The 22,335-nt window shown below is 50.4% G+C and carries 22 protein-coding genes and 4 pseudogenes; 6 read left to right on the top strand and 20 right to left on the bottom strand.

Annotated elements, in window-relative coordinates; all coding sequences use genetic code 11:
• The first annotated feature begins 2 nt into the window (after positions 1–2).
• Both ftsZ and lpxC read left to right on the top strand, forming a co-directional pair.
• Entirely contained in the window at positions 3–1,163 is a 1,161-nt protein-coding gene (ftsZ, locus tag KG631_RS15375; protein WP_214000551.1) for a cell division protein FtsZ, read from the top strand.
• A gap of 208 nt (positions 1,164–1,371) precedes the next feature.
• Positions 1,372–2,283 (top strand): UDP-3-O-acyl-N-acetylglucosamine deacetylase, encoded by a 912-nt coding sequence (gene lpxC / locus KG631_RS15370; protein WP_214000550.1) that lies wholly within the window; start codon positions 1,372–1,374, stop codon positions 2,281–2,283.
• Positions 2,284–2,375: 92 nt separating this feature from the next.
• Here lpxC and KG631_RS15365 read toward each other — a convergent pair whose 3' ends face one another.
• Entirely contained in the window at positions 2,376–2,837 is a 462-nt protein-coding gene (locus KG631_RS15365; protein WP_214000549.1) for a DciA family protein, read from the bottom strand.
• Between the two features lie 211 nt (positions 2,838–3,048).
• Between KG631_RS15365 and secA the strand changes: the two are divergent.
• Positions 3,049–5,790: pseudogene (gene secA, locus KG631_RS15360) on the top strand (preprotein translocase subunit SecA).
• Positions 5,774–6,229 (top strand): 8-oxo-dGTP diphosphatase MutT, encoded by a 456-nt coding sequence (mutT, locus tag KG631_RS15355; RefSeq protein WP_301003884.1) that lies wholly within the window; start codon positions 5,774–5,776, stop codon positions 6,227–6,229. The pseudogene secA and the gene mutT overlap by 17 nt, the downstream one beginning before the upstream one ends.
• A 39-nt stretch (positions 6,230–6,268) precedes the next feature.
• Here mutT and KG631_RS15350 read toward each other — a convergent pair whose 3' ends face one another.
• From KG631_RS15350 to KG631_RS15280, 19 genes and pseudogenes are all read right to left on the bottom strand, one after another.
• Positions 6,269–6,787: an invasion associated locus B family protein gene (locus KG631_RS15350; protein ID WP_214000548.1), complete on the bottom strand. Its 519-nt coding sequence runs from the start codon at positions 6,785–6,787 to the stop codon at positions 6,269–6,271.
• 145 nt (positions 6,788–6,932) lie between these two features.
• A complete protein-coding gene (locus KG631_RS15345; protein ID WP_214000547.1) occupies positions 6,933–7,940 on the bottom strand; it encodes a hypothetical protein in 1,008 nt (335 codons plus the stop codon).
• A gap of 174 nt (positions 7,941–8,114) precedes the next feature.
• Positions 8,115–8,348 carry a DNA gyrase inhibitor YacG gene (yacG, locus tag KG631_RS15340; RefSeq protein ID WP_214000546.1) on the bottom strand — a complete coding sequence of 78 codons (234 nt, stop codon included), beginning with the start codon at positions 8,346–8,348 and terminating at the stop codon, positions 8,115–8,117.
• A gap of 271 nt (positions 8,349–8,619) precedes the next feature.
• Positions 8,620–9,375 carry a cell division protein ZapD gene (gene zapD / locus KG631_RS15335; RefSeq protein WP_214000545.1) on the bottom strand — a complete coding sequence of 252 codons (756 nt, stop codon included), beginning with the start codon at positions 9,373–9,375 and terminating at the stop codon, positions 8,620–8,622.
• Positions 9,376–9,512: 137 nt separating this feature from the next.
• Positions 9,513–9,980, bottom strand: coding sequence for a dephospho-CoA kinase (gene coaE / locus KG631_RS15330; RefSeq protein ID WP_301003917.1), 468 nt, complete (start codon positions 9,978–9,980; stop codon positions 9,513–9,515).
• A 49-nt stretch (positions 9,981–10,029) separates the two neighbouring features.
• Positions 10,030–10,209, bottom strand: a complete 180-nt coding sequence (locus tag KG631_RS19295) for a dephospho-CoA kinase (RefSeq protein ID WP_365869207.1) — start codon at positions 10,207–10,209, stop codon at positions 10,030–10,032.
• Complete coding sequence (locus tag KG631_RS19290; protein WP_365869247.1) at positions 10,178–10,735, bottom strand: A24 family peptidase; 558 nt, start codon at positions 10,733–10,735, stop codon at positions 10,178–10,180. Before KG631_RS19290 ends, KG631_RS19295 begins: the two co-directional genes overlap by 32 nt.
• Before the next feature lie 33 nt (positions 10,736–10,768).
• Positions 10,769–10,888, bottom strand: a pseudogene (locus tag KG631_RS19285) (prepilin peptidase); the annotation flags it as partial.
• Between the two features lie 34 nt (positions 10,889–10,922).
• Positions 10,923–11,117: a hypothetical protein gene (locus KG631_RS19280; RefSeq protein WP_365869205.1), complete on the bottom strand. Its 195-nt coding sequence runs from the start codon at positions 11,115–11,117 to the stop codon at positions 10,923–10,925.
• Positions 11,117–12,346 (bottom strand): annotated as a pseudogene (locus tag KG631_RS15320) (type II secretion system F family protein). Before KG631_RS15320 ends, KG631_RS19280 begins: the two are co-directional and overlap by 1 nt.
• Positions 12,347–12,457: 111 nt before the next feature.
• A pseudogene (gene pilB / locus KG631_RS15315) lies at positions 12,458–14,154 on the bottom strand (type IV-A pilus assembly ATPase PilB).
• A 201-nt stretch (positions 14,155–14,355) separates the two neighbouring features.
• Complete coding sequence (locus KG631_RS15310; RefSeq protein ID WP_214000544.1) at positions 14,356–14,775, bottom strand: pilin; 420 nt, start codon at positions 14,773–14,775, stop codon at positions 14,356–14,358.
• Between the two features lie 443 nt (positions 14,776–15,218).
• On the bottom strand, positions 15,219–16,085 hold the full coding sequence (locus KG631_RS15305) for a D-amino acid aminotransferase (RefSeq protein ID WP_214000543.1): 867 nt from the start codon (positions 16,083–16,085) through the stop codon (positions 15,219–15,221).
• Between the two features lie 150 nt (positions 16,086–16,235).
• A complete protein-coding gene (locus KG631_RS18990; RefSeq protein WP_365869203.1) occupies positions 16,236–16,463 on the bottom strand; it encodes a glutamate cyclase domain-containing protein in 228 nt (75 codons plus the stop codon).
• A 47-nt stretch (positions 16,464–16,510) separates the two neighbouring features.
• Complete coding sequence (locus KG631_RS15300; protein ID WP_301003883.1) at positions 16,511–17,086, bottom strand: glutamate cyclase domain-containing protein; 576 nt, start codon at positions 17,084–17,086, stop codon at positions 16,511–16,513.
• Between the two features lie 20 nt (positions 17,087–17,106).
• Complete coding sequence (locus KG631_RS15295; protein WP_214000542.1) at positions 17,107–18,051, bottom strand: biotin-dependent carboxyltransferase family protein; 945 nt, start codon at positions 18,049–18,051, stop codon at positions 17,107–17,109.
• The gene (pxpB, locus tag KG631_RS15290; protein ID WP_214000541.1) at positions 18,048–18,746 is read right to left on the bottom strand and encodes a 5-oxoprolinase subunit PxpB; all 699 of its coding nucleotides are present in this window, start codon (positions 18,744–18,746) and stop codon (positions 18,048–18,050) included. The genes KG631_RS15295 and pxpB overlap by 4 nt, the downstream gene beginning before the upstream one ends.
• Positions 18,743–19,480: a 5-oxoprolinase subunit PxpA gene (locus KG631_RS15285; RefSeq protein ID WP_214000540.1), complete on the bottom strand. Its 738-nt coding sequence runs from the start codon at positions 19,478–19,480 to the stop codon at positions 18,743–18,745. The genes pxpB and KG631_RS15285 overlap by 4 nt, the downstream gene beginning before the upstream one ends.
• A gap of 48 nt (positions 19,481–19,528) precedes the next feature.
• Positions 19,529–19,783, bottom strand: a complete 255-nt coding sequence (locus KG631_RS15280; protein WP_214000539.1) for a DUF3297 family protein — start codon at positions 19,781–19,783, stop codon at positions 19,529–19,531.
• A gap of 250 nt (positions 19,784–20,033) precedes the next feature.
• Here KG631_RS15280 and KG631_RS15275 point away from each other — a divergent pair, with 250 nt between their 5' ends.
• Positions 20,034–20,597 (top strand): hypothetical protein, encoded by a 564-nt coding sequence (locus tag KG631_RS15275; protein ID WP_214000538.1) that lies wholly within the window; start codon positions 20,034–20,036, stop codon positions 20,595–20,597.
• The gene (locus KG631_RS15270) at positions 20,492–22,288 is read left to right on the top strand and encodes a hypothetical protein (RefSeq protein WP_214000537.1); all 1,797 of its coding nucleotides are present in this window, start codon (positions 20,492–20,494) and stop codon (positions 22,286–22,288) included. The genes KG631_RS15275 and KG631_RS15270 overlap by 106 nt, the downstream gene beginning before the upstream one ends.
• Positions 22,289–22,335 lie beyond the last annotated feature (47 nt).

The raw sequence follows: 22,335 nt of genomic DNA, 5'->3' as shown, positions 1-22,335 counted from the left end.
CTATGTTTGAGTTAATGGAAAACCACAGCCAAGAAGCTGTAATTAAAGTAATAGGTGTTGGCGGCGGCGGCGGTAACGCAGTCGAGTATATGGTTGCCAGCAATATCGAAGGCGTGGAGTTTGTCGCGGCGAATACCGACGCCCAGGCGCTGCGTAATTCGTCTGCCAATGTTACCTTGCAATTAGGTGCCGGTGTCACCAAAGGTTTAGGTGCCGGTGCTAATCCGGAAATCGGCCGGCGTTCAGCGGAAGAAGACCGCGAAACCATCAAGAAAACCCTGCAGGGCGCGGATATGATTTTTATCGCAGCCGGCATGGGCGGTGGTACCGGTACCGGTGCGGCGCCAATCGTGGCTGAAGTCGCGCGCGAGCTGGGTATTTTAACGGTTGCCGTAGTCACCAAGCCGTTCCCGTTCGAAGGTAAAAAGCGTACAGCTTATGCCGATGAAGGTATTCTGGAGCTGAGCAAATATGTTGACTCGCTGATCACCATCCCGAATGACAAGCTGTTAAAAGTATTAGGTAAAGGCACCAGCCTGCTGGATGCGTTTAAAGCGGCTAACAACGTGTTGTTGGGCGCCGTGCAGGGTATTGCCGAATTAATTACCCGGCCCGGTTTGATCAATGTCGACTTTGCTGACGTACGTACTGTTATGTCTGAAATGGGCACTGCGATGATGGGTACCGGCCGCGCGTCAGGCCCGGATCGTGCTGAAGAAGCTGCCGAGCAGGCTATTTCCAGCCCGTTGCTGGAAGATATCGACTTGTCTGGTGCCAAAGGCATTCTGGTTAACATTACTGCCGGCCTGGATATCAGCATTGAAGAATTCGAAATTGTCGGTAATGCGGTTAAAGCCTTTGCCTCTGAAAACGCTACTGTCGTAGTGGGTGCGGTTATCGACCCGGAAATGCACGACGAGCTGCGGGTAACGGTAGTAGCGACCGGTATTGGTGCCGATCGCCGGCCCGATATCAGCCTGGTACCAAGTCATCGTGCTGAGCCGGTACAAGCCTATGTGCAGCAGGGTAATACTATGCGTCATGCGGCACCGGCGGCTAATCTGCAAAAAGACGAAGCCGTGCAGACTAAAACCCAGCCGGAAAGCAAAGGTGGTATCGATATTTTTGATATCCCGGCGTTTTTACGCAAGCAGGCAGATTAAGCCGCCTGCTGTGGCCGGCAGTAAAATGTCTGGCGTACGCCTGGTGAAGAGAATAATATTAGCAACAGTTGAAGTTAAGCTGCTGTTCAGTTGCTATTAGGCACCATAACTGTCTGCAGAATTAGCCAGTAAATTGGTAAAACTGCTGAAGTTGTGCTAAGCTTCGCCGCCATTTTGTGATTGCTTAAAATTTGAGCAGGAAGAAATTATGATTAAACAACGTACCGTCGCTAAAACAGTCAGTACTATTGGTGTAGGGTTACACAAGGGTGAAAAGGTTACGCTCACTCTCCGGCCTGCACCTGACAACACGGGCATTATGTTCCGTCGTGTTGACCTGGATCCGATAGTCGACTTTAAAGTTACCCCAGAAATGGTTGGTGACACGGTAATGTGTACCTGTTTGATCAACGAGCAAGGCGTGCGCCTGTCTACCACCGAGCATTTAATGGCTGCGGTTGCCGGCCTGGGTATCGACAATCTGATTATTGAAGTCGACTCAGCTGAAATCCCGATTATGGATGGCAGCGCCAACCCGTTTGTATACCTGTTGCTGGAAGCCGGCATCAGCGAGCAGAAACTGGCAAAGAAATTTATTAGAATTAAGCGCACCGTGCGGGTGGAAGACGGTGACAAGTGGGCTGAAATCCGGCCACATCACGGTTTTAAAATCGACTTTGCCATCGACTTCGACCACCCGGTTATTGCTGAAACCACGCAGCGGATGCAAATGGACTTTTCGGCTGCCGGCTTTATTAAAGATATCAGCCGCGCCCGTACTTTTGGCTTTTTGCATGATATCGAGTACCTGCGGGCCAACAACCTGGCGTTAGGCGGCAGTTTCGACAATGCCGTGGTACTGGACGAGTTCCGGGTATTAAACCAGGACGGCCTGCGCTACGAAGACGAATTTATCAAACATAAAATTCTCGACGCCATCGGTGATTTATATATGGCAGGTTACAGTGTGCTGGGCGAGTTTATCTCGTACAAAACCGGCCACGCCTTAAATAATCAGCTATTATGCGCCGTTTTAGCCGAGCAGGAAAACTGGGAATTTGTCAGCTTTGAAGATAAAGCCCACATGCCTATTTCCTATCTGGCACCGCAACTGGCCTGATATTTACTTTCCCATTAAAAAAAATGGGTCAGAGTGAATAAACTAAAGCAATAAAAGGGTCGGAGTGAATAATTTATTCACTCCGACCCTTTTTATTTGGCCAATAGCCGGGCCAGTGCTTGTTTTACTTTGTCGTCGCTGTGTTCCAGTGCCTGTTGCAGTGAGGCGCGGGCGCTGTCCGATAAATCAGATTGTTTAGTATTAGCAGGCGCTTTGGCCGGGGTTTTTATTTCCGGCCGGGCAATCTGGCCGTGTGGCGACACTTCAATATCGATTCCGGCTAAATCAGGCAAGATTTTTTGCCTGAAATTGTCTAGAATGGCATCGCGCTGCATCTTTAACCGGTTAGCCCAGCCTGGCGATTGACATAAAATAACCGCCCGCCCGGCATTAATGCTCGACACCTGACAAAAACTCAGTTGTTCCAGCTGCAAAATATGGCATAGCTCGGTATTTAATTTGCGAACAAGTTCATACTGTTGCTGCATCAAAGCCAGCGAGCTCTGGCCAAACAGCTTGGTTAAATCTTCGGGTTTATGGCTATAGCGTTTCATCAACAGCTTACTTAACGGGCTTAACAGCAGGCCGGTTTAGTGTAACAGGTTTTATCGGTGCTGCCACAGTTCGCCGGGCTTGAAACTTACCCCGGTTGGCACCATATTCTGCCAATAGCCGCTTTACCGGCAGGCAGTAAATCACAACGACAATAAATAACTGGCCTGGCCAGGGCTGCAAAGCAGTTTTAACTTAAATGGTATCTGGATAATGTTTGGAAAATTTTTCGCCAAATTAGTTGGCAGCCGTAACGACCGTTTCCTGAAGAAACAGCAGAAGTACGTCAAGCAAATTAATGCTCTGGAAGCCGAATACCAGGCATTGTCCGATGAAGCCTTAAAGCAGAAAACGGCTGAGTTTAAGCAGCGGGTAGCAGACGGCGCCACGCTGGAAGACATTTTACCCGAAGCGTTCGCTACGGTGCGTGAAGCCAGCACCCGGGTGTTTAAAATGCGCCATTTCGATGTGCAGTTGCTGGGCGGTATAGTGCTGCACCAGGGGCGTATTTCTGAAATGCGTACCGGTGAAGGTAAAACCCTGACCGCGACCTTGCCGGCTTACCTGAATGCGTTAAGCGGCAAAAGCGTGCACGTTATTACCGTTAACGACTATCTGGCACGGCGCGATGCCGAAACTAACGAGCCGCTGTTCAGCTTCCTTAGGCTTAACCGTCGGCGTTAACGTGCCGGGCTTACCCCATCAGGCCAAACAACAGGCGTATCAGGCCGATATTACCTACGGCACCAATAACGAATTTGGTTTTGACTACCTGCGCGACAATATGGCGTTCTCGCCGCAAGACCGGGTGCAGCGCGATTTAGCCTTTGCCATTATCGATGAAGTTGACTCAATTTTAATTGACGAAGCCCGTACCCCGCTGATTATCTCCGGCCCGGCGGAAGACAGCTCCGCGCTGTATAAACAAATTAATACCCTGGTGCCGCAACTGGAAAAGCAGGACAAAGAAGACGAAGAGGGTAATCATGGCGATGGTCACTTTACCGTTGATGAAAAAGCCCGCCAGGTATATTTAACCGAACAAGGCCAGATCAAAGTAGAAGATATGCTGCGCGAAGCCGGGATGATCGGCGAAGAAGATACCTTATTCTCTGCTGCCAATATTACCCTGTTACACCATGTGTATGCTGCGCTGCGGGCGCATCAGCTGTTTAAGCGCGATGTCGACTACGTGGTAAAAGACGGCGAAATTGTTATTGTTGACGAGCACACCGGCCGTACGATGGAAGGCCGCCGCTGGTCAGAAGGTCTGCACCAGGCCGTCGAAGCCAAAGAAGGCGTGCGTATTCAGAACGAAAACCAGACCCTGGCCTCTATTACCTTCCAGAACTATTTCCGTTTGTATGACAAACTGGCCGGTATGACAGGTACTGCTGATACTGAAGCCTTTGAATTTCAGCAAATTTATGGTCTGGAGACCATTGTTGTGCCGACCAACCGCCCTATGGTGCGTGACGATATGGCCGACCTGGTTTACCTCACCGCTGAAGATAAGTACAACGCCATTATTGAAGACATTATCAAGGCCCGCGATGCTAAGCGGCCGGTGCTGGTAGGTACTGCCTCGATTGAGAGCTCTGAATACCTGTCTAATTTACTGAACAAAGCCAAAATTAAGCATCAGGTACTGAACGCCAAGTTTCACGCAAATGAAGCGCAAATTATTGCCGATGCCGGCCGTCCGGGCACCGTTACCATTGCTACTAACATGGCAGGTCGGGGTACCGACATTGTGCTGGGCGGCAGCTTGCAATCTGAATTAGCGGCGCTGGAAAATAAAACCGACGAAGCTGTCGCGAAAATTACCGCCGACTGGCAACTGCGCCACGATGAAGTTATCGCGGCCGGTGGCTTACATATAATAGGTACCGAGCGCCATGAATCACGCCGTATCGACAACCAGCTGCGCGGCCGTTCAGGCCGCCAGGGCGATCCGGGTTCTTCACGTTTTTATCTGTCGCTGGACGATGCGTTAATGCGCATTTTCGCCTCCGACCGGATGGCTGGCATGATGCGCCGCTTAGGCATGGAAAAAGGCGAAGCCATTGAACACCCGTGGGTTAGCCGCGCCATCGAAAATGCCCAACGCAAAGTAGAGGCCCGTAACTTCGATATCCGGAAGCAATTACTGGAGTTTGATGACGTCGCCAATGATCAGCGCAAAGTAGTATACGAGCAGCGTAACGAATTGTTAGATGCCACTGACATCAGCGAGACCGTCAACGCCATTCGCGAAGATGTGGTCGACTCAGTGATCAGCCAGTATATTCCGCCACAATCATTAGATGAAATGTGGGATATTCCGGGGCTGGAGCAGCGCTTAAAAGCCGACTTTGCCTTAGATCTGCCAGTTAGCCAATGGCTGGCTGATGACAAAAAACTGTTTGAAGAAAAACTGCGCGATAAAATTCAGCTGGAATTTAGCGAAGGCTACAAGCACAAAGAGCAGATGGTTGGGGTAGAAGTACTGCGCCAGTTTGAAAAAGCCATAATGCTGCAAAGTCTCGACACCCACTGGAAAGAGCATTTAGCCGCGATGGACCATCTGCGTCAGGGCATTAACCTGCGTGGTTACGCCCAGAAAAACCCGAAGCAGGAATACAAACGCGAAGCTTTGAATTGTTCTCAAATATGCTGGACGAGCTGAAAACAGACGTTATCGGTATTCTAAGCCGGGTTCAGGTTAAAGCGGCTGAAGATGTCGAAGCTGTTGAAGAGCAACGCCGCAAGGCCGATGCGGTACCGCATAACTATCAGCATGACGAAGCCGGCCAGATGGGTGGTGCCACGGCAGCCGCCCCGGCGCCTGCAGCAGCTGGCGCAAATGCCATGCCGACACCGGTAGTGCGCGATGGCGACAAAGTGGGGCGCAACGATCCATGCCCCTGTGGCTCAGGTAAAAAATATAAACAGTGTCATGGCAAACTCAGCTGATGCTTTGCCAGGCACAGCTAACATGGGCAGCCAGCAAGCTGACACCCTGCCGCAACTTCATGTGGCAGTGGGCGTTATTCTCAAGCAAAAGCAAGTATTGCTGGCGCTGCGCAGCAGCAAGCAGCATCAGGGTGGTAAATGGGAATTCCCGGGCGGTAAAGTCGAGCAGGGCGAAACTGTCGAAGCCGCGTTAGACCGTGAGTTAACAGAAGAACTGGCTATCACCGTAACCCAGGCTGAACCTTTTATGCTGCTTAACTATACCTATCCGGAGCGTCAGGTCACGCTGGATATCTGGCTGGTTACCGATTTTACGGGTACCCCACAGGGCTGGAAGGCCAGCCACTGCAGTGGGTTGACATCAGCGACCTTGGCCACTATCACCTTTCCCGATGCCAACCAGCCAATAGTGCAGCAATTACAACAGCGCTTTTTGTAACGGCGGCGCTTGCTATTTTTAATAAAGGTGCCCTGGTATTTACGTTTTATCTGCCGTTAAACTGGCCAGCGCATCACTAAAGCCCCGTAATGAAAACTTCAGCTGGCGTGGGCTTTGCTCGGTTACAAACAGCTGTACCGTGTAGGCAGCGTTATCCTGCAGTTGTTTTACTATGGCCGGGCTTAATACCAGCAATACTTTACAACCCTCTGGCAAGCATACGGTTACCGGTACTCTGTGCTTGTTTTCGCCAATATCAATTGCCACGCCCGGTGGCAGATAGATACCCAGTGGTAAATTAAGCTGCAATACAGGATCACTGCTTTCGTTAACATACGAAATCTGGCTGGAGTAAATAATGGCCGGTTGTTCAGGGTTTTGCAGACCCTGGGCAATAACACATTGGGTTTTACATACCGACCGCCAGTCGCCAAATTCAGTTACTTCAGGTTTAGTTTCAGCAGCACTAGCAGCTGAACAGGCCAGAGCCGACAGCAGCAGGAAAGTTGTGGAAACAGTTTTTCGAATTAAGGGCGGGTAAGATTTAAAGGTTGCCATGATTTTATTCCATTAAAAAGGCTTGTTGGGCTAAGCGCTGTTACTCGTTAAAAAATAAAGCCCTGCAATACAGCAAGGCTTTATCAGTACATACAATAACAACAGTACTTATATTGCTGTTATTGCTGTGTTCAGTATAACTGAGTTACAGCTTAGCATAGCGTTGGCGACGGGCAAACAGTGCCAGTAAACCACTTGCAAACAGCAGCGCGCTGGCAGGTGCTGGTACAGCAACCGGGTCGTCTGGATCAATAATTACCGTACCACCAACTCCGGCAAAACCGAAAATATAGGTTGGGGTAATTTCGCCGTTGGCATCACCAAATCCATCCTGATCTGCGTCTAAACCAGACCAGCCCAGTGAATACACCTCAGCGCCAACACTGGCTAAAGCACTTAACGCTGCGTTGCGGTTAGCCGCGCCACCATAGAAAATTTCAAAGGTGTAGCTTTCACCGGCCAGTAAGGCACCAAAATCAAAATCGAAGTTAGAGCCAATATCATCCGGCCCGGCAGCAGTGAAATCACCGGTATTGCCAAAAATAGAGGAACAGGAAACAGTTGGATCTGAGCTACAGAAACCATTCTCGTTTGCAGCTAATACGGCGCTGGCGCCTGCGGTACCGCCAATGGTGACAAACTCGTCAAATGGGGTAGGTGAGGTATCCCAGTCAAAGGTACGACGGTACAGCAGCTCAGCAATATCGGCGCCGCTGATATTTTCAATGGTTACTGCTACCCGGTATAAGTTGTCACTTTCTGCTGCCAGGGCAAAATCGTGGGTTATTTGCAGCAAGCCACCCATGGTAGTTACTGAGGTGGCTGTTGAAGCCGTGCTGTCAAAACTCACCAGGCTAAGGCCCGACGGCGCACCAAAACTATTGTTAGCAGAGCCCGCTATGCCGTCAGCTGCTACACCCCAACCCTCACACAAGCAACCATGGTAAGTTGATTCGTACTCCAGGCCATCGTCTAAATAACGTAAACCAACACCGGTTAAACCGGTGACATCAGCCACCCCACCGCTGACATTAAGCTGGCCGTAATCATCGACGCCAAGCTTTACATTACCATCCGTTATAATCATTGAAGCCTGGCTTGCACCTGCCATGCCTAATAAGGCCGCTGCTGCAGCCAGTTTTAAAAGTTTCATAAGTTTCTTCCTGAAAGTTATTCATTATAGATTTATTACAGCGACTGTTTGTCACAACAGCAACTGGAAGCACAAAATATGCCAATGAACAAACTATTGAAAAAATGAGGCTTTTTGTTGTACCTATTATAAAAATGTAAAATAATGTGACGAAATAGGATGGTTTACTAATATTTAATTTTTAAAAAACTGGTTATCCTGAGCAATAAACTCCTGCTCCAGCTCGGCCAGATACTGTTCTGATAAGTCAGCATCTATAGGCGCTTTATCCGGAATACGATGGTTCTCAGCAGCCCAGTCACCTAAATCAATGAGTTTGCAACGCTCAGAACAAAATGGCCGGAAGGTAGCACTGGCATCCCAGATCACCGGTGTAGTGCAAGTAGGGCATTTAACGGTAGTTGGCATAGCTTACTCTGTTTAAAACTTGAAAATCCGGTGGGTAGTATAGCAGATAAGTGAGATGCTAAAAGGGCTGCCAATGAGCGAGAGTCTGATTGTCCTAAACAAACCGTTGAAGCCCTGGACGGGCGGACAAATGCGTCGGGAGCGCATTTGAACAGCTATGCTGGCCCGCAGGGTAAACTTCATGGATGAAGTTTATAAAGAACCACAGGGACGTATTTATGGCGTGTTTGTGTGGGCAATTAGGCTCGACCTGCTGAGCTAAACTTTCGGGCTAACAACACGCCAATTGAAATTGCTGGGATTTAGCAGCGGCGCTGCGGGCACTGTCGGCGTCCAGCTGCATAAAGCGGATAGCATAACGATACTTATTGCCACTTACCGTCGGGTAAATGCCTTCGCCGGCCGGGTATTTAATCCGCAGCAACTCATACTGCTCAGCATTTTGCTGATAAAAACCATTGTCGGCCAGCACATCCTGGTAATGGCTGCGCTCCCGGATAAAGGTTAATACATACCGAATAGCCTGCTCGGCCAGCGCCACCTGTTGCAGCCAGTCTTCTGCCTGCGCCTGGCGTTCGGCCAGCGGTAAACTAAACCAATATTGCAGCTGGGGCATATCAAAGTAACAACAACCACCAGGAATACTGAAACGCTGGCGCAGTGGCGCTAAAAAGTTGTCGTCTTTCAGGCCGCCGAGCAGCTTGCCGCTGCGTAACAGCTCTGACTGCATCCGCACCGCGGCCTGCAACATAGTTTGTAACTTAGAATCAGACACCGACGGATGCTGCGACCAAACCACCAACTGGCTTTCACAGCGTTCAATATCTTTAATTAAATCGGGGCGGACATCGTTGCGGTCCATTACTTCAATTAACGCAAACAGGCTGGTAAAAAAACTTTGCTGCTGGTTTTCATCAGCCAGCGCTAACTGGCTGTGCACCTGTTGAAATAAAAACTCCAGGCGCAAATAGGTGCGGATTTTCTCGTTCAGCGGATGCTCGTAAATAATCTCGGTGGTGTTCGTCATAAGAACAATTGGCCTGTTTTAAACTTAACCGAACCTGCGGGCCCGGTTATCTTTCAGCATTTAGGTTAAACTCTGCATGTTAGTGATAAATTGTCTGCCCGGGCTAACCCTCTGTCAAAGCTAAGCCTTTGTCAAAGCTAAGCCTTTGTCAAAGCTAACCCTTTGCCAAATCTAAATAATGCTGATGTAACTGCTGCACCTGCGGTTGTAGGCAGCTTCGCCGCCGCATGTCGACCGTTATTATCGACAATATCATCAGCTAAGGCTAAGCGTTCTGGCCGGCTGATCTGGCTGGCAATAATCGCCTGCACCTGCTTCGCAGTAGCCCCGGCATTAACCTTATCGCGACTTAGAGTACGCGACAGCTGGTTTCGTTCAGTTATATCTACCACTAATACCCGGTCAACCAGCTTATTCAGCTTATTCTCCAGCAGCAGCGGGGCAATTAACAGCACATAGGGCGCTGGCGGCAGGTTGGCTAACTGCTGCAGCATCTCAGTGCGAATGGCCGGGTGCATCACGCTATCCAGCCACTGTTTGGCTGCCGGGTCATTAAAAATTAACTGGCGCAGCAGCGGCCGGTTTAACGTTTGCTCTGCTGTCAGTAACTGCGGCCCGAAATGCGCGGCTATTTTCGCCAGTAGCGGGCTGCCTTTAGCCGACTATTTCGCGGGCGACCAGATCAGCATCGACCGAGGGTATACCAAGCTGGTTAAACAAGCTGGCGACGGTCGACTTGCCCGAGCCAATACCGCCGGTTAAACCAACAATAAAGCGCGGTTCTTTATCAACTGCTTTGCTGTCAGCGGTCTTGCCACAGCTGAGCTTGCGCACGGACTGCTAGGCCAAGGTAACTCAGGTAGGCATTGGTTAACTGCTCACCCCACAGCAAGGCAATAAAACCAGCCGCAGCAATGTAAGGGCCAAACGGAATGGGTGTGGCCTTATCGCGGCCCTGAATGGCCAGCATGCTGGCACCAATTACCGCGCCGACTAACGACGACAATAAAATAATCAGCGGCAGCTGTTGCCAGCCGAGCAGGGCGCCAAAAATGGCCAGTAATTTAAAATCGCCATAACCCATACCTTCCTTACCGGTCAGCAGTTTAAAGCCCCAGTACACCAGCCATAAACTCAGGTAGCCGGCAGCGGCGCCAATAATGGCTTGGGCAGGATTAACTAAAGCTGAATCGGTCAGGCTAAATAGCAAGGCCAGCCATAATAGCGGCAGGGTCAGGCTATCAGGTAACAGCATGGTATCGATATCAATAAAACTGAGCGCTATTAAGCCCCAGGTCACAAATATCAGCACCAGCGCCAGGGTGCCAAAGCCATATTGCCAGGCCACTAAGGCCGACATGACAGCGGTTAACGCCTCTACTGCCGGGTAACGGCTGCTTATTGGCGCTTTACAGTGCCTGCAGCGGCCTTTTAACAGTAACCAGCTAAGTACCGGAATATTATCGCGCGCGGCAATTGGCGTATTACATGCAGGGCAGCGCGATCGCGGCACCGCCAGGTTAAAGCGCTCAGGTGTTGCTGCTGTCTTACTGTTCGCTATGTTTGTGTCGGTGTTGGCATTGAAAATACGCCTGATATTCCTGTTGCCACTCGCGCTCCATCATTTTCGGCAGCCGGTATACCAGTACATTTAAAAAACTGCCAATTAATAAACTCAGCAGCGCGACTAAGGTGATAAACAGCCAGTTATGCTGGCTTAAATAGCTGGCAAATTCCGCCATTATACAATCGAACCCATCTGGAAAATGGGCAGGTACATGGCAATTATTAAGCCGCCGATTACCACACCTAGTACTGCCATAATCATTGGCTCGAGCAGCGCGGTTAAACCATCAACGGCATCATCCACTTCCTGCTCATAAATATTGGCGACTTTCTCCAGCATACCATCTAAAGCACCGGACTCTTCGCCAATTGAGACCATCTGAATAACCATTTCCGGAAACTGGTCGGTTTGTTTCATCGGCTAGATACATCTGGGTGCCGGACGACACTTCTTCCCGGACATGCATAATGGCATTGCGATAGACTTCATTGCCTGATGCGCCGGCGGCTGATTCCAACGCTTCTATTAAAGGCACGCCAGCGGCAAAGGTAGTCGATAAGGTTGCGGGCAAAGCGCGCCACTGCCGCTTTATTTAAAATATTGCCGATAACCGGCGCCTTTAGAATCAACCATCGGCCATGGTCCTGAACTTCAAGTTATTGACATAAGTCTTTTTAACCACATAGCCAAAGACAAAAATACCTGCGAGCACCACCCACCAATACTGCTGCATCATTTCTGAGATACCCAGTACTAATTGAGTGAACGCCGGTAATTCAGCACCAAAACCGGCAAAAATTTCAGCAAACTGCGGCACTACAAAAATCAATAAAACTGAGGTTACTATAGCGGCCACTACCAGTACCGCTACCGGGTAAAACATGGCTTTTTTAATTTTTGATTTAAGCGCTTCGGCTTTTTCTTTATAAATCGCTATGCGGTCAAAAATCCGGTCCAAGCGCACCGGATTGCTCACCTGATTTCACTAAATCGCAATAGAGCTCATCAAAATACTTCGGGTGCTCACGTAGCACTTCTGACAGCGGCAAACCCGACTGAATTTTTACCGAAATTTTCTGCATTAAAGTGCGCAGGCTTTTATTATCGGCCCCATTGGCAATTAAATCGACACTTTGCACCAGCGGCACGCCGGCACCGAGCATGGTAGCAATCTGGCGGGTGACCACTGCAATATCCATAGCGGTAATTTTTCTCACCGCTAAATAAAGATTTCGGTTTGCGTTTAACTTTAGAAGGGGTAATGCCCTGCTGGCGCAACAGGGCTTTGACTTCGGCAATACTATTGCCTTTTAGCTCGCCATCGGCTTTTTTACCGCGGCGGTTTACCCCTTTATATTGGTATATTTCCAGCTCTTTAATTTTAAATTTTTGTGCCTGAGCCATACTAATTGTCCTGTTGCAGCGCCAGGGCGCCGGATGTAAAATTTTTAGTCACTTGTCACTTGTCACTTGTCACTTGTCACTTGTCACTTGTCACTTGTCACTTGTCACGTGCTAACCTTTAGTCACCCGGTTTACTTCCGCCAGGCTGGTTACCCCGGCGGCGGCTTTTATCAGCCCCGACTGACGCAGGTTATTAATGCCTTCTTTTTGCGCCTGGGTGGCAATATCCAGTGAGTTACCATCGGCCATTATAATATCGGCCATTTTGCCGCTAATCGGCATGACTTCGTAAATGCCGACCCGACCTTTATAACCATTAGTGCAATGATCACAACCGACCGGTTTAAAAATAGTAATGCTGGCCAACTGATCTTCGGTAAAACCCTGGCGCAGTAATTCCTGCTCGGGCAGTTTTTCCGGTGCCTTACACTGCGGGCAAAGCCGCCGCGCCAGGCGCTGGGCAATAATTAAACTAACCGAACTGGCAACGTTATAGGCCGGCACGCCCATATTTAATAAACGGGTTAAGGTTTCCGGGGCCGAGTTAGTGTGCAAGGTCGATAACACTAAGTGACCAGTCTGAGCCGCTTTAATGGCTATTTCGGCGGTTTCTAGGTCGCGGACTTCACCGACCATCACTACATCAGGATCCTGGCGTAAAAACGATTTCAGTGCAGCGGCGAAGGTGAGGCCAGCGCGCGGGTTTACCTGCACCTGGTTAATCCCGGTGAGGTTAATTTCGACCGGATCTTCGGCGGTGGAGATATTAGTCTCACTGGTATTCAGAATGGCGAGACCAGTGTAAAGGGATACCGTTTTACCGCTACCAGTCGGCCCGGTAACTAAGATCATGCCCTGTGGCTGGGCCAGTGCCGCTAAATAGCGCTGTTTCTGAATATCTTCATAGCCTAATACGTCTATCCCCAGCATAGCGCTGTCGGAATCGAGAATACGCATTACAATTTTCTCGCCCCATAAGGTCGGCAGGCTGCTGACCCGAAAATCGATCGATTTTTTAGCCGACAGTTTTAACTTAATCCGGCCATCCTGTGGTACCCGCTTTTCGGCGATATCAAGCCGCGACATTACCTTTAACCGCGCCGATAGCCTGCTGGCCAGCGCCACTGGCGGGTTAGCCACTTCATGCAGAATGCCGTCTATCCGAAAGCGAATGCGGTATAGTTTCTCATAGGGCTCAAAGTGCAGGTCCGAGGCGCCTTTACGAATGGCATCCGAGCAGCATTTTATTAATAAAGGCAATAATCGGCTGGTCTTCTTTATCGGTCTGAACCCCACCTCTCATCTTCGTGCTCTTCGACTATGCCTAACGAACCTAAATCCCAGTCGGCGGCATCGCCAGCCAGGTTAAAACTGCTATCAAACAGCTTTTCAATCAGCTTTTGCAGCTTATCAAACTCAACCACCACCACTTCAGCATTTAAGCCGGTATTGAATTCAAAGTCTTCTATTGCTGCGATATTAGTCGGGTCAACCACTGCCAGGTACATATTGCGGCCGCGTTTGGCCAGCGGCAGCATATCGTTTTTACGAACCAGCTTTTCATTGCGTAGGTCTTCCGGCACTGACACCAGGTCGTAATAATCGAGGTCAATACTCAGCGCAGAGCTTACCTGAGTGGCCATTTCTGCCAGCCGGGCTGAGCCTATCAGTTTTTCATTAATTAGTAATTCCGGCAGGGTGCGGTAATTGCCGCTTTTTTCACTAATCGCTTTAGTGGCCTTATCACTATCGATAATGCCTTGCTGCAACAAGCGCTTTAATAGGGTGGAATTTGCATTAACCGCCATACAGCGTAAGGTTCCTGATATGCTATTAATTTTTCGTGAATCTGTTGATTATGCCAGCATTTAGCGGTTATTCAAGTTTATAGTTTTCTGGGTTCTATTCAGCTAGGTTTGTAAGAATTGAGGTAGAAAAATTATAAAGCCAGCGTTGTAGCTGGCTTTATGTCTTCGTGGATCAAACCACTACTTTACGCTAATTTGAAATTAGATACGGCACTCAGCTGGAACAAAATTGTTTGAAGCAGCATTGTCAACAGCACATGTCCAAACAACGGTACGATCAGCATTAACGGTCGGAGTATTAGTAAGTACAACGCTTCCAGCACGAGCTGTACTGGTTACAGTTAACACGCCATCTGCACAAGTCATTGAAAGAGTATTCTGAGTTGCGGTTGCTATAGGTGTAACACCATTACAGCTTGTAGCATCAACAACACCATTGTCGTTAACGATATTTTCAGTAACTGTTACTTTAGCAGCTGACATCAAGTTGATTGGTTCAGCAATACGTCCACGAACTGTGTAATCTTGGTAAGCTGGCAGTGCTACTGCAGCCAAAATACCGATAATCGCTACCACGATCATTAATTCAATTAAGGTAAAACCTTGTTGTGCACGTTTCATAATTTTACATCTCCTGAGGATTTAATTAGCCGTTGGGCTACCGTCTATTTTGGTTATTTTTCAGGGTTGCGCAAGCTAATTGTTAATAAATGAACGAAAAATATCTAAGCTATTATTGGCATTAGAAAAATAGTTTTTTTCGGGCTATTTAAGTCATTAAATTTAATAGTACAAAGGTATTAGTTTTAAAATTAATTTTGCGGCTGTTTTGCTTCTGTGTTGGAAAAAGGGCCAGATTTTGGCCGCAGGATCTTGTTGATTGATCGTGCCGGATTGAACAAACCGAACCTGGGATCGGGTTAAAATGCGGCTTTTAGCTCAGCAGAAATTGGGGTCAGAACACAATTAATTCAAATCCCCCTGTGGTCCCCCTTTGTTAAAGTGGGACGGGTTAGGTTCCCCTCTTTAGCAAGGAGGGGCAGGACGGAGGACTTAAAGACAGATCACTCATCATACTTATGGGCGCTAAACAGCTGCTGCGCGGCCAGCCAGACATCGCCGACTTCGCCGGTGCCAACGGTATGCTCGTTTACTTTGAGTACCGGGGCAATTTCTTTGCTGGAACTGGTGAGCCAGATTTCGTCGGCGGCAAACACTTCCTGCTCAGAAATATCCCGCTCTTCTACTTGCATGTTGCTGTGTTTGCGCAAAATATTCAGCAGCAATAAGCGGGTAATGCCGGGCAGTAATTTAGTGGTAAGCGGCGGGGTGGCGATAACGCCATCTTTTATTACAAACACATTGACTGCGGCGCCCTCGGTTAAGTTACCGTCTTTGTCAAACAGCAGAATTTCCTGGGCACCACTGGCGTAGCCTTGCTGATAATGCAGCACATTACCCAGCAGTGACGTTGATTTAATATGGCAGCGCTGCCAGCGTAAATCCTGGCCGGTTACCACGTTATAGGTGGTGGCTTTGCTTTTATCGGCGACGGGTTCGGCGGCGATGGGGAAAGCATAGGCAAACACGGTGGCTTTAATATTGGCCGGAAAGGCATGGTTGCGCTTGCTGTCGGTGCCGCGGCTAACCTGAATATAGACCGCCTGGTTGTCGCCATTGGTTTGCTGGTTGTCGGCCAGCAGGCGCTGGCAAATGGCTTGCCAGTCGCTAAGGTTTAGCGCCGGGTCTATCGAAAGCTGAGCTAAACCGTCCTGCATGCGGGCAATATGCGGCTTAAAGCCAACAAAGCGGCCGTTATAGCTGGGGATAACTTCGTAAATGCCGTCGCCAAATAAAAAACCGCGATCCATAGGTGAGATTCTGGCCTCTGCGGCCGGAATAAAATCACCATTTAAATACACTATGCTCATGCTGTTCTCACTTTAAAAACGGTTTTTCGGAAACGACTACGCAGCACTGAAACCGAACCGGCTTACCCACACCAACACGCCGTGAATACATCCCTGTAGGCTCGATTCGGCCGTCCAGGCCTGCAACGGTCGGCTTAGGGTAAGTCGATTCTATTTCTGGCAAATCTTCAAAAGCTTTTGCAAATCACTAATCAGTTGCTCGCCTTCGGTATGTGCCAGGCCATCTTCGGTTAAGGTATTGAGCCGGGTTACGCCATCGACACTGCCATGGGCCGATAAAAACTGCAAAATGGCCAACGGGGCGGCATCGGCCAGTAAGTTGCGGCCCTGCAATACCGACACCATGGCAATAATACCCCAGGCGGCCCAGTTAGACACGTCGGCTACTACTAGTTCGTCACATTCGGTTACTGCCGGGGTAATATTCAGCTGACCAAGAAAGCCGCCATATTGCCCATGCCAATTTCATTGCCGCCATCACCAATACCAATAGTCGGGCAGCTGGCCAGGCTTAAAAAGTGGTCGAAACTGGCGCAGCGCGCGGTAATATCTTCGCCGCGCATATTGGCGTAGCGGTTGTCGCTGGTAAAGCCGGGCCGTTCAATTGAAATAATTAACTGCGGTTGCAGTTCAGCCAGCGCCGCCACTGCAATGCCCGGCAGGTTGTGTTGCTGATTAACGCTGATTTGATAAGTACGGTAACGGCTGGCCAGCACCGAACAGAGCGGGTTACCGCTAACCAGTATTGGCCTGGCGCCCAGTTGCTCCAGCAATTGATACAGGGCGATGGCGCCGACCGGGCCGTCGGTTTCAAAGGTATCGAGTACCGGAAAGCCGGTGCCGATTAACACCGTGCCGCGGCATTGGTTAATCAGTCTGGCCGCACGCAAGATATAGCCGGGCCGCAACTGTTGCTGCAGCAATTGCATACCGCGCAAATTGCGCGCTACTAATAACTGTTCAATTTGCTGGCTAACCAGTAGCAAATCAGTTGTGCTCATCTGCTGCTCCGCCCTGGTTTCTACATGTTTGCTAACTGCCGCTGAAAGCGGGCCTGGGCCAGCAACAGGGCATTATGTGCCTGCTGCGGGTCGGTTTTAACAAACTGCAATACGGTGCCGGCCGGGGCCTGGGCCAGTTGCCAGCAATCGAGCGATAACACGCTGCCAATTTTCGGGTAGCCACCGAGGGTCTGGCGGTCATTTAACAGCACGATTGGCTGGCCGTCGGGCGGAATTTGCACCGCGCCATAGCTTATGCCTTCGGATAACAGGCTTTGGCTGCTGCAGCTGATGGCCGGGCCGCTGAGCTTAACGCCCATCCGGTCGGCTTTTGGCGTTATGGTATAGCTATTAAGATAGAAACGCTGGCGCTGAACCGCGCTGAACATCTGGTGCTGATAGCCTTCAATAAGGCGCAGACTCAGGCCTTTGCTAAAGTCGAAGTTTGGTTGTATAGCCACTGGTAATTGCCGGGCTGGCAATGTTGTACCGCTTGTCAGCGGTAGCTTATCGCCCGCCTGCAGCTTAGCGCCGTTCTGGTGAAGGCCACCTATACCTTCGCGCATTACCGTGGCGCTACTGCCAAACTGCGGGGTAATGTTAAAGCCACCGGCAACCGCCAAATATGCCCGCAAGCCCAGGCTTGCCATGCCTAATTCGATTATATCGCCGCTGTGCACGTGATGGCTTTGCCACAACGCTTTTGGCTGGCCATTTACGGTAACCGTTACACTGGCCCCGGTAACGGCAAAAGTTGCAGTGCAATGGGCCTGCAATTGCAAACCGCCGATACTGCACTCTAATAAACTGGCATTAGCGCTGTTACCTACCAGGGCGTTCGCCCAGTTAGCCGAGCCGGCATCGAGCGGGCCACCGTTGGTGAGGCCAAGCGGACTCTGGCCAAAACGGCCGGCGTCCTGAATAAGACTCAGCACGCCGGGGTTAATAACCTCGAAATGGCTCATAGCTCGCCACCCAGAGCTAAAAACTCGGCTTTGCTGATAGCGACAAACTGTACTTCATCGCCGACTGCCACCGGCATAGCCGGATGCTGCTGTGGCTGAAACATCGGGGTGGGGCACAGGCCAATTAAGTTCCAGCCACCGGGAGATACCGCCGGGTAGACTGCAGTCTGGCGGTCGGCAATGGCAACGGCGCCGCGCGGCACTCTGGCCCTGGGGGTTTTTAAGCGGGGCATCGTTAGTTTTTCAGCCACTTCGCCGAGGTAAGCAAAGCCCGGGGCAAAGCCGATGGCATACACCCGGTACAGCTGTTGCTGATGCAGTTTAATCACTTCAGCAACACTAAGCTGTTTGGTTTTGGCAATAAGCGCCAGATCGGGGCCGCTTTGTTCGCTGTAATATACCGGTAGCTCTACGCGGCGGCCGGGTTTGCTGCTACCTGCTGTCAGGGCGCTCAGCGCCTGCTGCAGCCACTGCTTAACAGCGAAATGATCAGTACTAAAGGGGTTAAATACCACCATAATTGAGGCATAAGAAGGCAGCAGTTCCAGTAAATGTGGGCCCAGCGCGTGGCGGATCAGCGGCCCAGCCTGCTGCACTAAGCCGGCAATATCAGCCGCCATTTTTTGCTCAAAATACACCATCACCGCGTTTTCGCTGGCGACGGTTAAGCTATACAGAGGCTTACTGGTGTTCATGTTTGGGCGCGGCTTAGCAAAGCACGAATTTGCGCCACCTGCGCAATGGCGCCCGGGTTGTCGCCATGCACGCACAGGGTGTCGGCGTTTAATGCCAGGCGCTGGCCGGTCGCGGTGGTAACACTGCCATCGTTAATCAGTTCGCTTACCTGGGCCAGTACCTCGCTGCCATGCAGCACGGCACCATTTTCACTGCGTGGGGTAAGCTTACCCTCATCGGTGTAGCGGCGGTCGGCAAAGGCTTCAAACAACAGTTCAACCTTAAGCTCGCTTGCCTGTTGCTGATAGCGCTGACGGTTGTTATCGGCCAGCAGCATCAGTTTTAACGGTTTATGGAAACTGGCGATGGCCTGCAACACCGCCTGCCAGACTGCCGGTTTGCTCATCATATCGTTATACAGCGCCCCGTGCGGTTTAACGTAGCTTAAGCTTAAGCCGTGACACTGCGCCATGCCGTCCAGTGCCGCTACCTGATAATGGATAAGGTTGATTATTTCATTATGCGAGCAGTGCATGCTGCGCCGGCCAAAGCCGTTTAGATCAGGATAAGCCGGGTGGGCGCCAATGGCCACGCCATGCTGTTTGGCCAGTTGCAGGGTGCGCTGCATTACATCCGGGTCGCCGGCATGAAAGCCACAGGCAATATTGGCCTGGTCGATATAGGGCATAACCTGGCTGTCGAGGCCCATGGTCCAGCTACCGTAGCTTTCGCCTAAATCGCAATTAAGTAGCATGCTGCCTCCCGCAGTTGAGATTGCTGTGGCGATAAAGTATCTGTTTACTCAACGATAAAAGGCTTCAACTTTACCTTTTAAGGTCATTAGCAGCGGTTGGCCGCGCCGGTCGAGTGCTTTGGTGGCTGCGGCTTTAACCCAGCCCTCACTGATGCAGTATTCTTCGACATCAAAGCGCTCTTTGCCGTTTAGCTTAATACCGACATCGTACTGAAAAATCTGTTCTACGTAATGTTTGCTGCGCGGGTTAACAGAGAGGCGGTCGGGTAATTCCGGGCGGGCCTGCTTGTCGTTCGCTGGCAAGGTCTTTCGTTGAAGTGTCGTTCATGGCTGTGATCTGCATAAAATTAAAGTAAGCCATTGTAGGCAAAGCCGGCACTCTGCTCAATAGCGCTGGCAGTAAACAAGCTAAAAGACTTTTATCGCGGATATGACCTGCTAACATAAACTCATTGTCTGGCGCTGTGCCGGGTTTATTGGCGTTGCGGCCAATGCAAGTTTGCAATTTGCTGAGTTTAAGTTATTACTTAATTGTTAACTTAAGGCCAGCACCATGAGCAGCGACGCAGCGCCAGCGCAAACTTCCGTAAAGTCCGGACCGAAACGGATTGCCGGCCTGATATTGCTGATGGCTGCCTTGCTGGCGCTGGTTGTGTTTGGCTATTACCGTTACGCCCAGGCCCGCGGCAGTGTGATCAACCAGGATTACTTTCGGGTGCTGGCCGAAGCCAGCAGTACCTTTACTGAAAACCTGATTAAGTTACAAAGCTTATACGACTATCAGGAGAGCGAAACGGCAATCCGCGCCTTATTCCCCAGTTATAAAGTCACCAAGCGGCAACAATTCAGCGCTGAGTGTCCGCAGCAACAAGTTGCTGAGGCCAATACTGCCTGCCCGGACTACACCAACCGCTACTGGCTAACCCAGGATAAGGTGCAATTACGCTGGTACCAGTGGCCGGATAAAAACACAGTCAATTATCTTGAAGCCGAAATTCAGCATGCTGATTTTTGCCAGAGCCAGAGCGCGGCTTTAGTCAGCTGCTGTTCGTCACCGAAGACAGCCAGGTGCTGGCCAGCACCGGCGGTGAAACCACAATTTCTTTTGTTAATCTGACCAGCGTAACCGAAGCGCTCAGTAAGCAGCAGTTCAGTGACTTTTTCAGTGAGGTAACCGACAGCAGTGAACGGCCAGAGCCGCGCCTGCCCAGCTACAGCGTGCATTTGGATATGAAGCTGTCTTATGGTGATTACCGGTTGTTTATTTATCCGATGCGACTGGCCGCAGGCCTGGTGGCGGTAGATTATGCGGCGGATGACAAGGCCGTATCGCAATTATATCTGGTTGGTTTATTGCCCCGGCAGCAACTGGCAGAGCAGGGTAGCGGCTATTGGAACATTCCGTTATTGTTTGCCACCCTGGTTAGCCTGACCTTTGTCTGGTCGGTACTGCGGATGTATCTGCAACCGAAAAACCAGTCAGTTAACCGGCTGTACAGCAGTTTTTGTTACCTGGTAGCGTACGGTTTTTTTGCGGTGTTGCTGGCGTTGATTTTCAGCTATCTGACCGTGACGGTTTGGCAACAAAGCCGTCAGCAACAGGCGCAGGACTATGTTGAGCAACTGAGGGCCAGCTTAACCACCGATATTAACGCGGTATTTACCGGGCTACAGGCGTACCGCGAGTATTATCAACAACACTGGCAAGGTAGCCCGGCCTATGCAGAACTGCTGCAACCGGTACGTGATTTGCAAAAAGTGAACTACCCGCAGTTACTTGCTGATTGTCCGCCTGCTGAGTTAGTGTTCGATTTTTACCCACCCGCTATGCACGTTACGGCAGACCCGCCCTGTTCACTGCGCACCTTTTACCGGCGGGATAAGGTGGTGACACCCAGCCGTTTATTGTCTGTTACGGTGCTGGATGCCGCAGGCCGTTCCAGCCTGCCATCGGCGTATTATCTGGAGAATAATGCGGCACCGAAAATTTATGATTTGTCGCACCGCGATTATTTTAAACGGGTACGCAACGGCAATGGCTGGCAGCTGAATTTGGCGGGCCGGCGGTTTGATAATGTTTATATTCAACGATTGCTGAACATTAATAACGGTACCCGCGGCACGACCATATCTATGCCGCTGATGGCTGAACCTGATGCTGGCAGCAGCGCAGATGCCGGTTTTGTGCTGGTTGCCGATGTGGTGCTGCCTGCGGTTAGTCTGGCAGCGCCATCAGCCAATGGCCTGCAGTTTATGATAGTGGAACGGCGCAGCGGTAAGGTGCTGTATCACAACGACAACAGCCGTACTTTTGTCGAGAATATTTTTTATATTGGCAGCGAAAATAATCTGCTAAGTCAGACGATTAAATCGGGTGAGCCAACCGGAAATGATGTCAGAGCAGGCCTGGCAGGCTTTTATCATGGCCAGCCCGGCAATTTTATTCTGGCCGGCACGCCGGTCGATGACTGGGCACTGGTGCTGTTTTACCCGCAGGATCATGTCGATGCGATTATGAGTAACCAGTTCCTGATATTCAGTGTCAGTATGATCGTGTTCTTTTTATTGTTGATCGCGGGTTTGCAGTTGTTGCGACGGCTGATTAACAGCAAGCAGGTAAAAAACCGGCTGGCGATACCGCTGGGGTTTGACAGCCGGCGGTTACTGCTGCTGGTGTCGTTGGTCTGGGGCTTAGTGTACGGCTTTTTTGCGCTGCATACTGCGTTGCAGCTGACGCTGCCCTCAGCCCAGCTGCAGCAGGTGTCACCCTGGTTACGTGTTGGCTTATTGCTGTTAATTGTTGGCTAGCTGCATCTTGTTCTTACGCCAGCGTAAACCGCAGGCGCCGGTGATCA

It is taken from the genome of Arsukibacterium sp., from assembly GCF_018402695.1.
In the GTDB taxonomy this organism is placed as follows: Bacteria; Pseudomonadota; Gammaproteobacteria; order Enterobacterales; family Alteromonadaceae; genus Alishewanella.
Note: the sequence above shows the minus strand (reverse complement) of the source record. Positions and strands in the feature narration are given on the sequence as shown.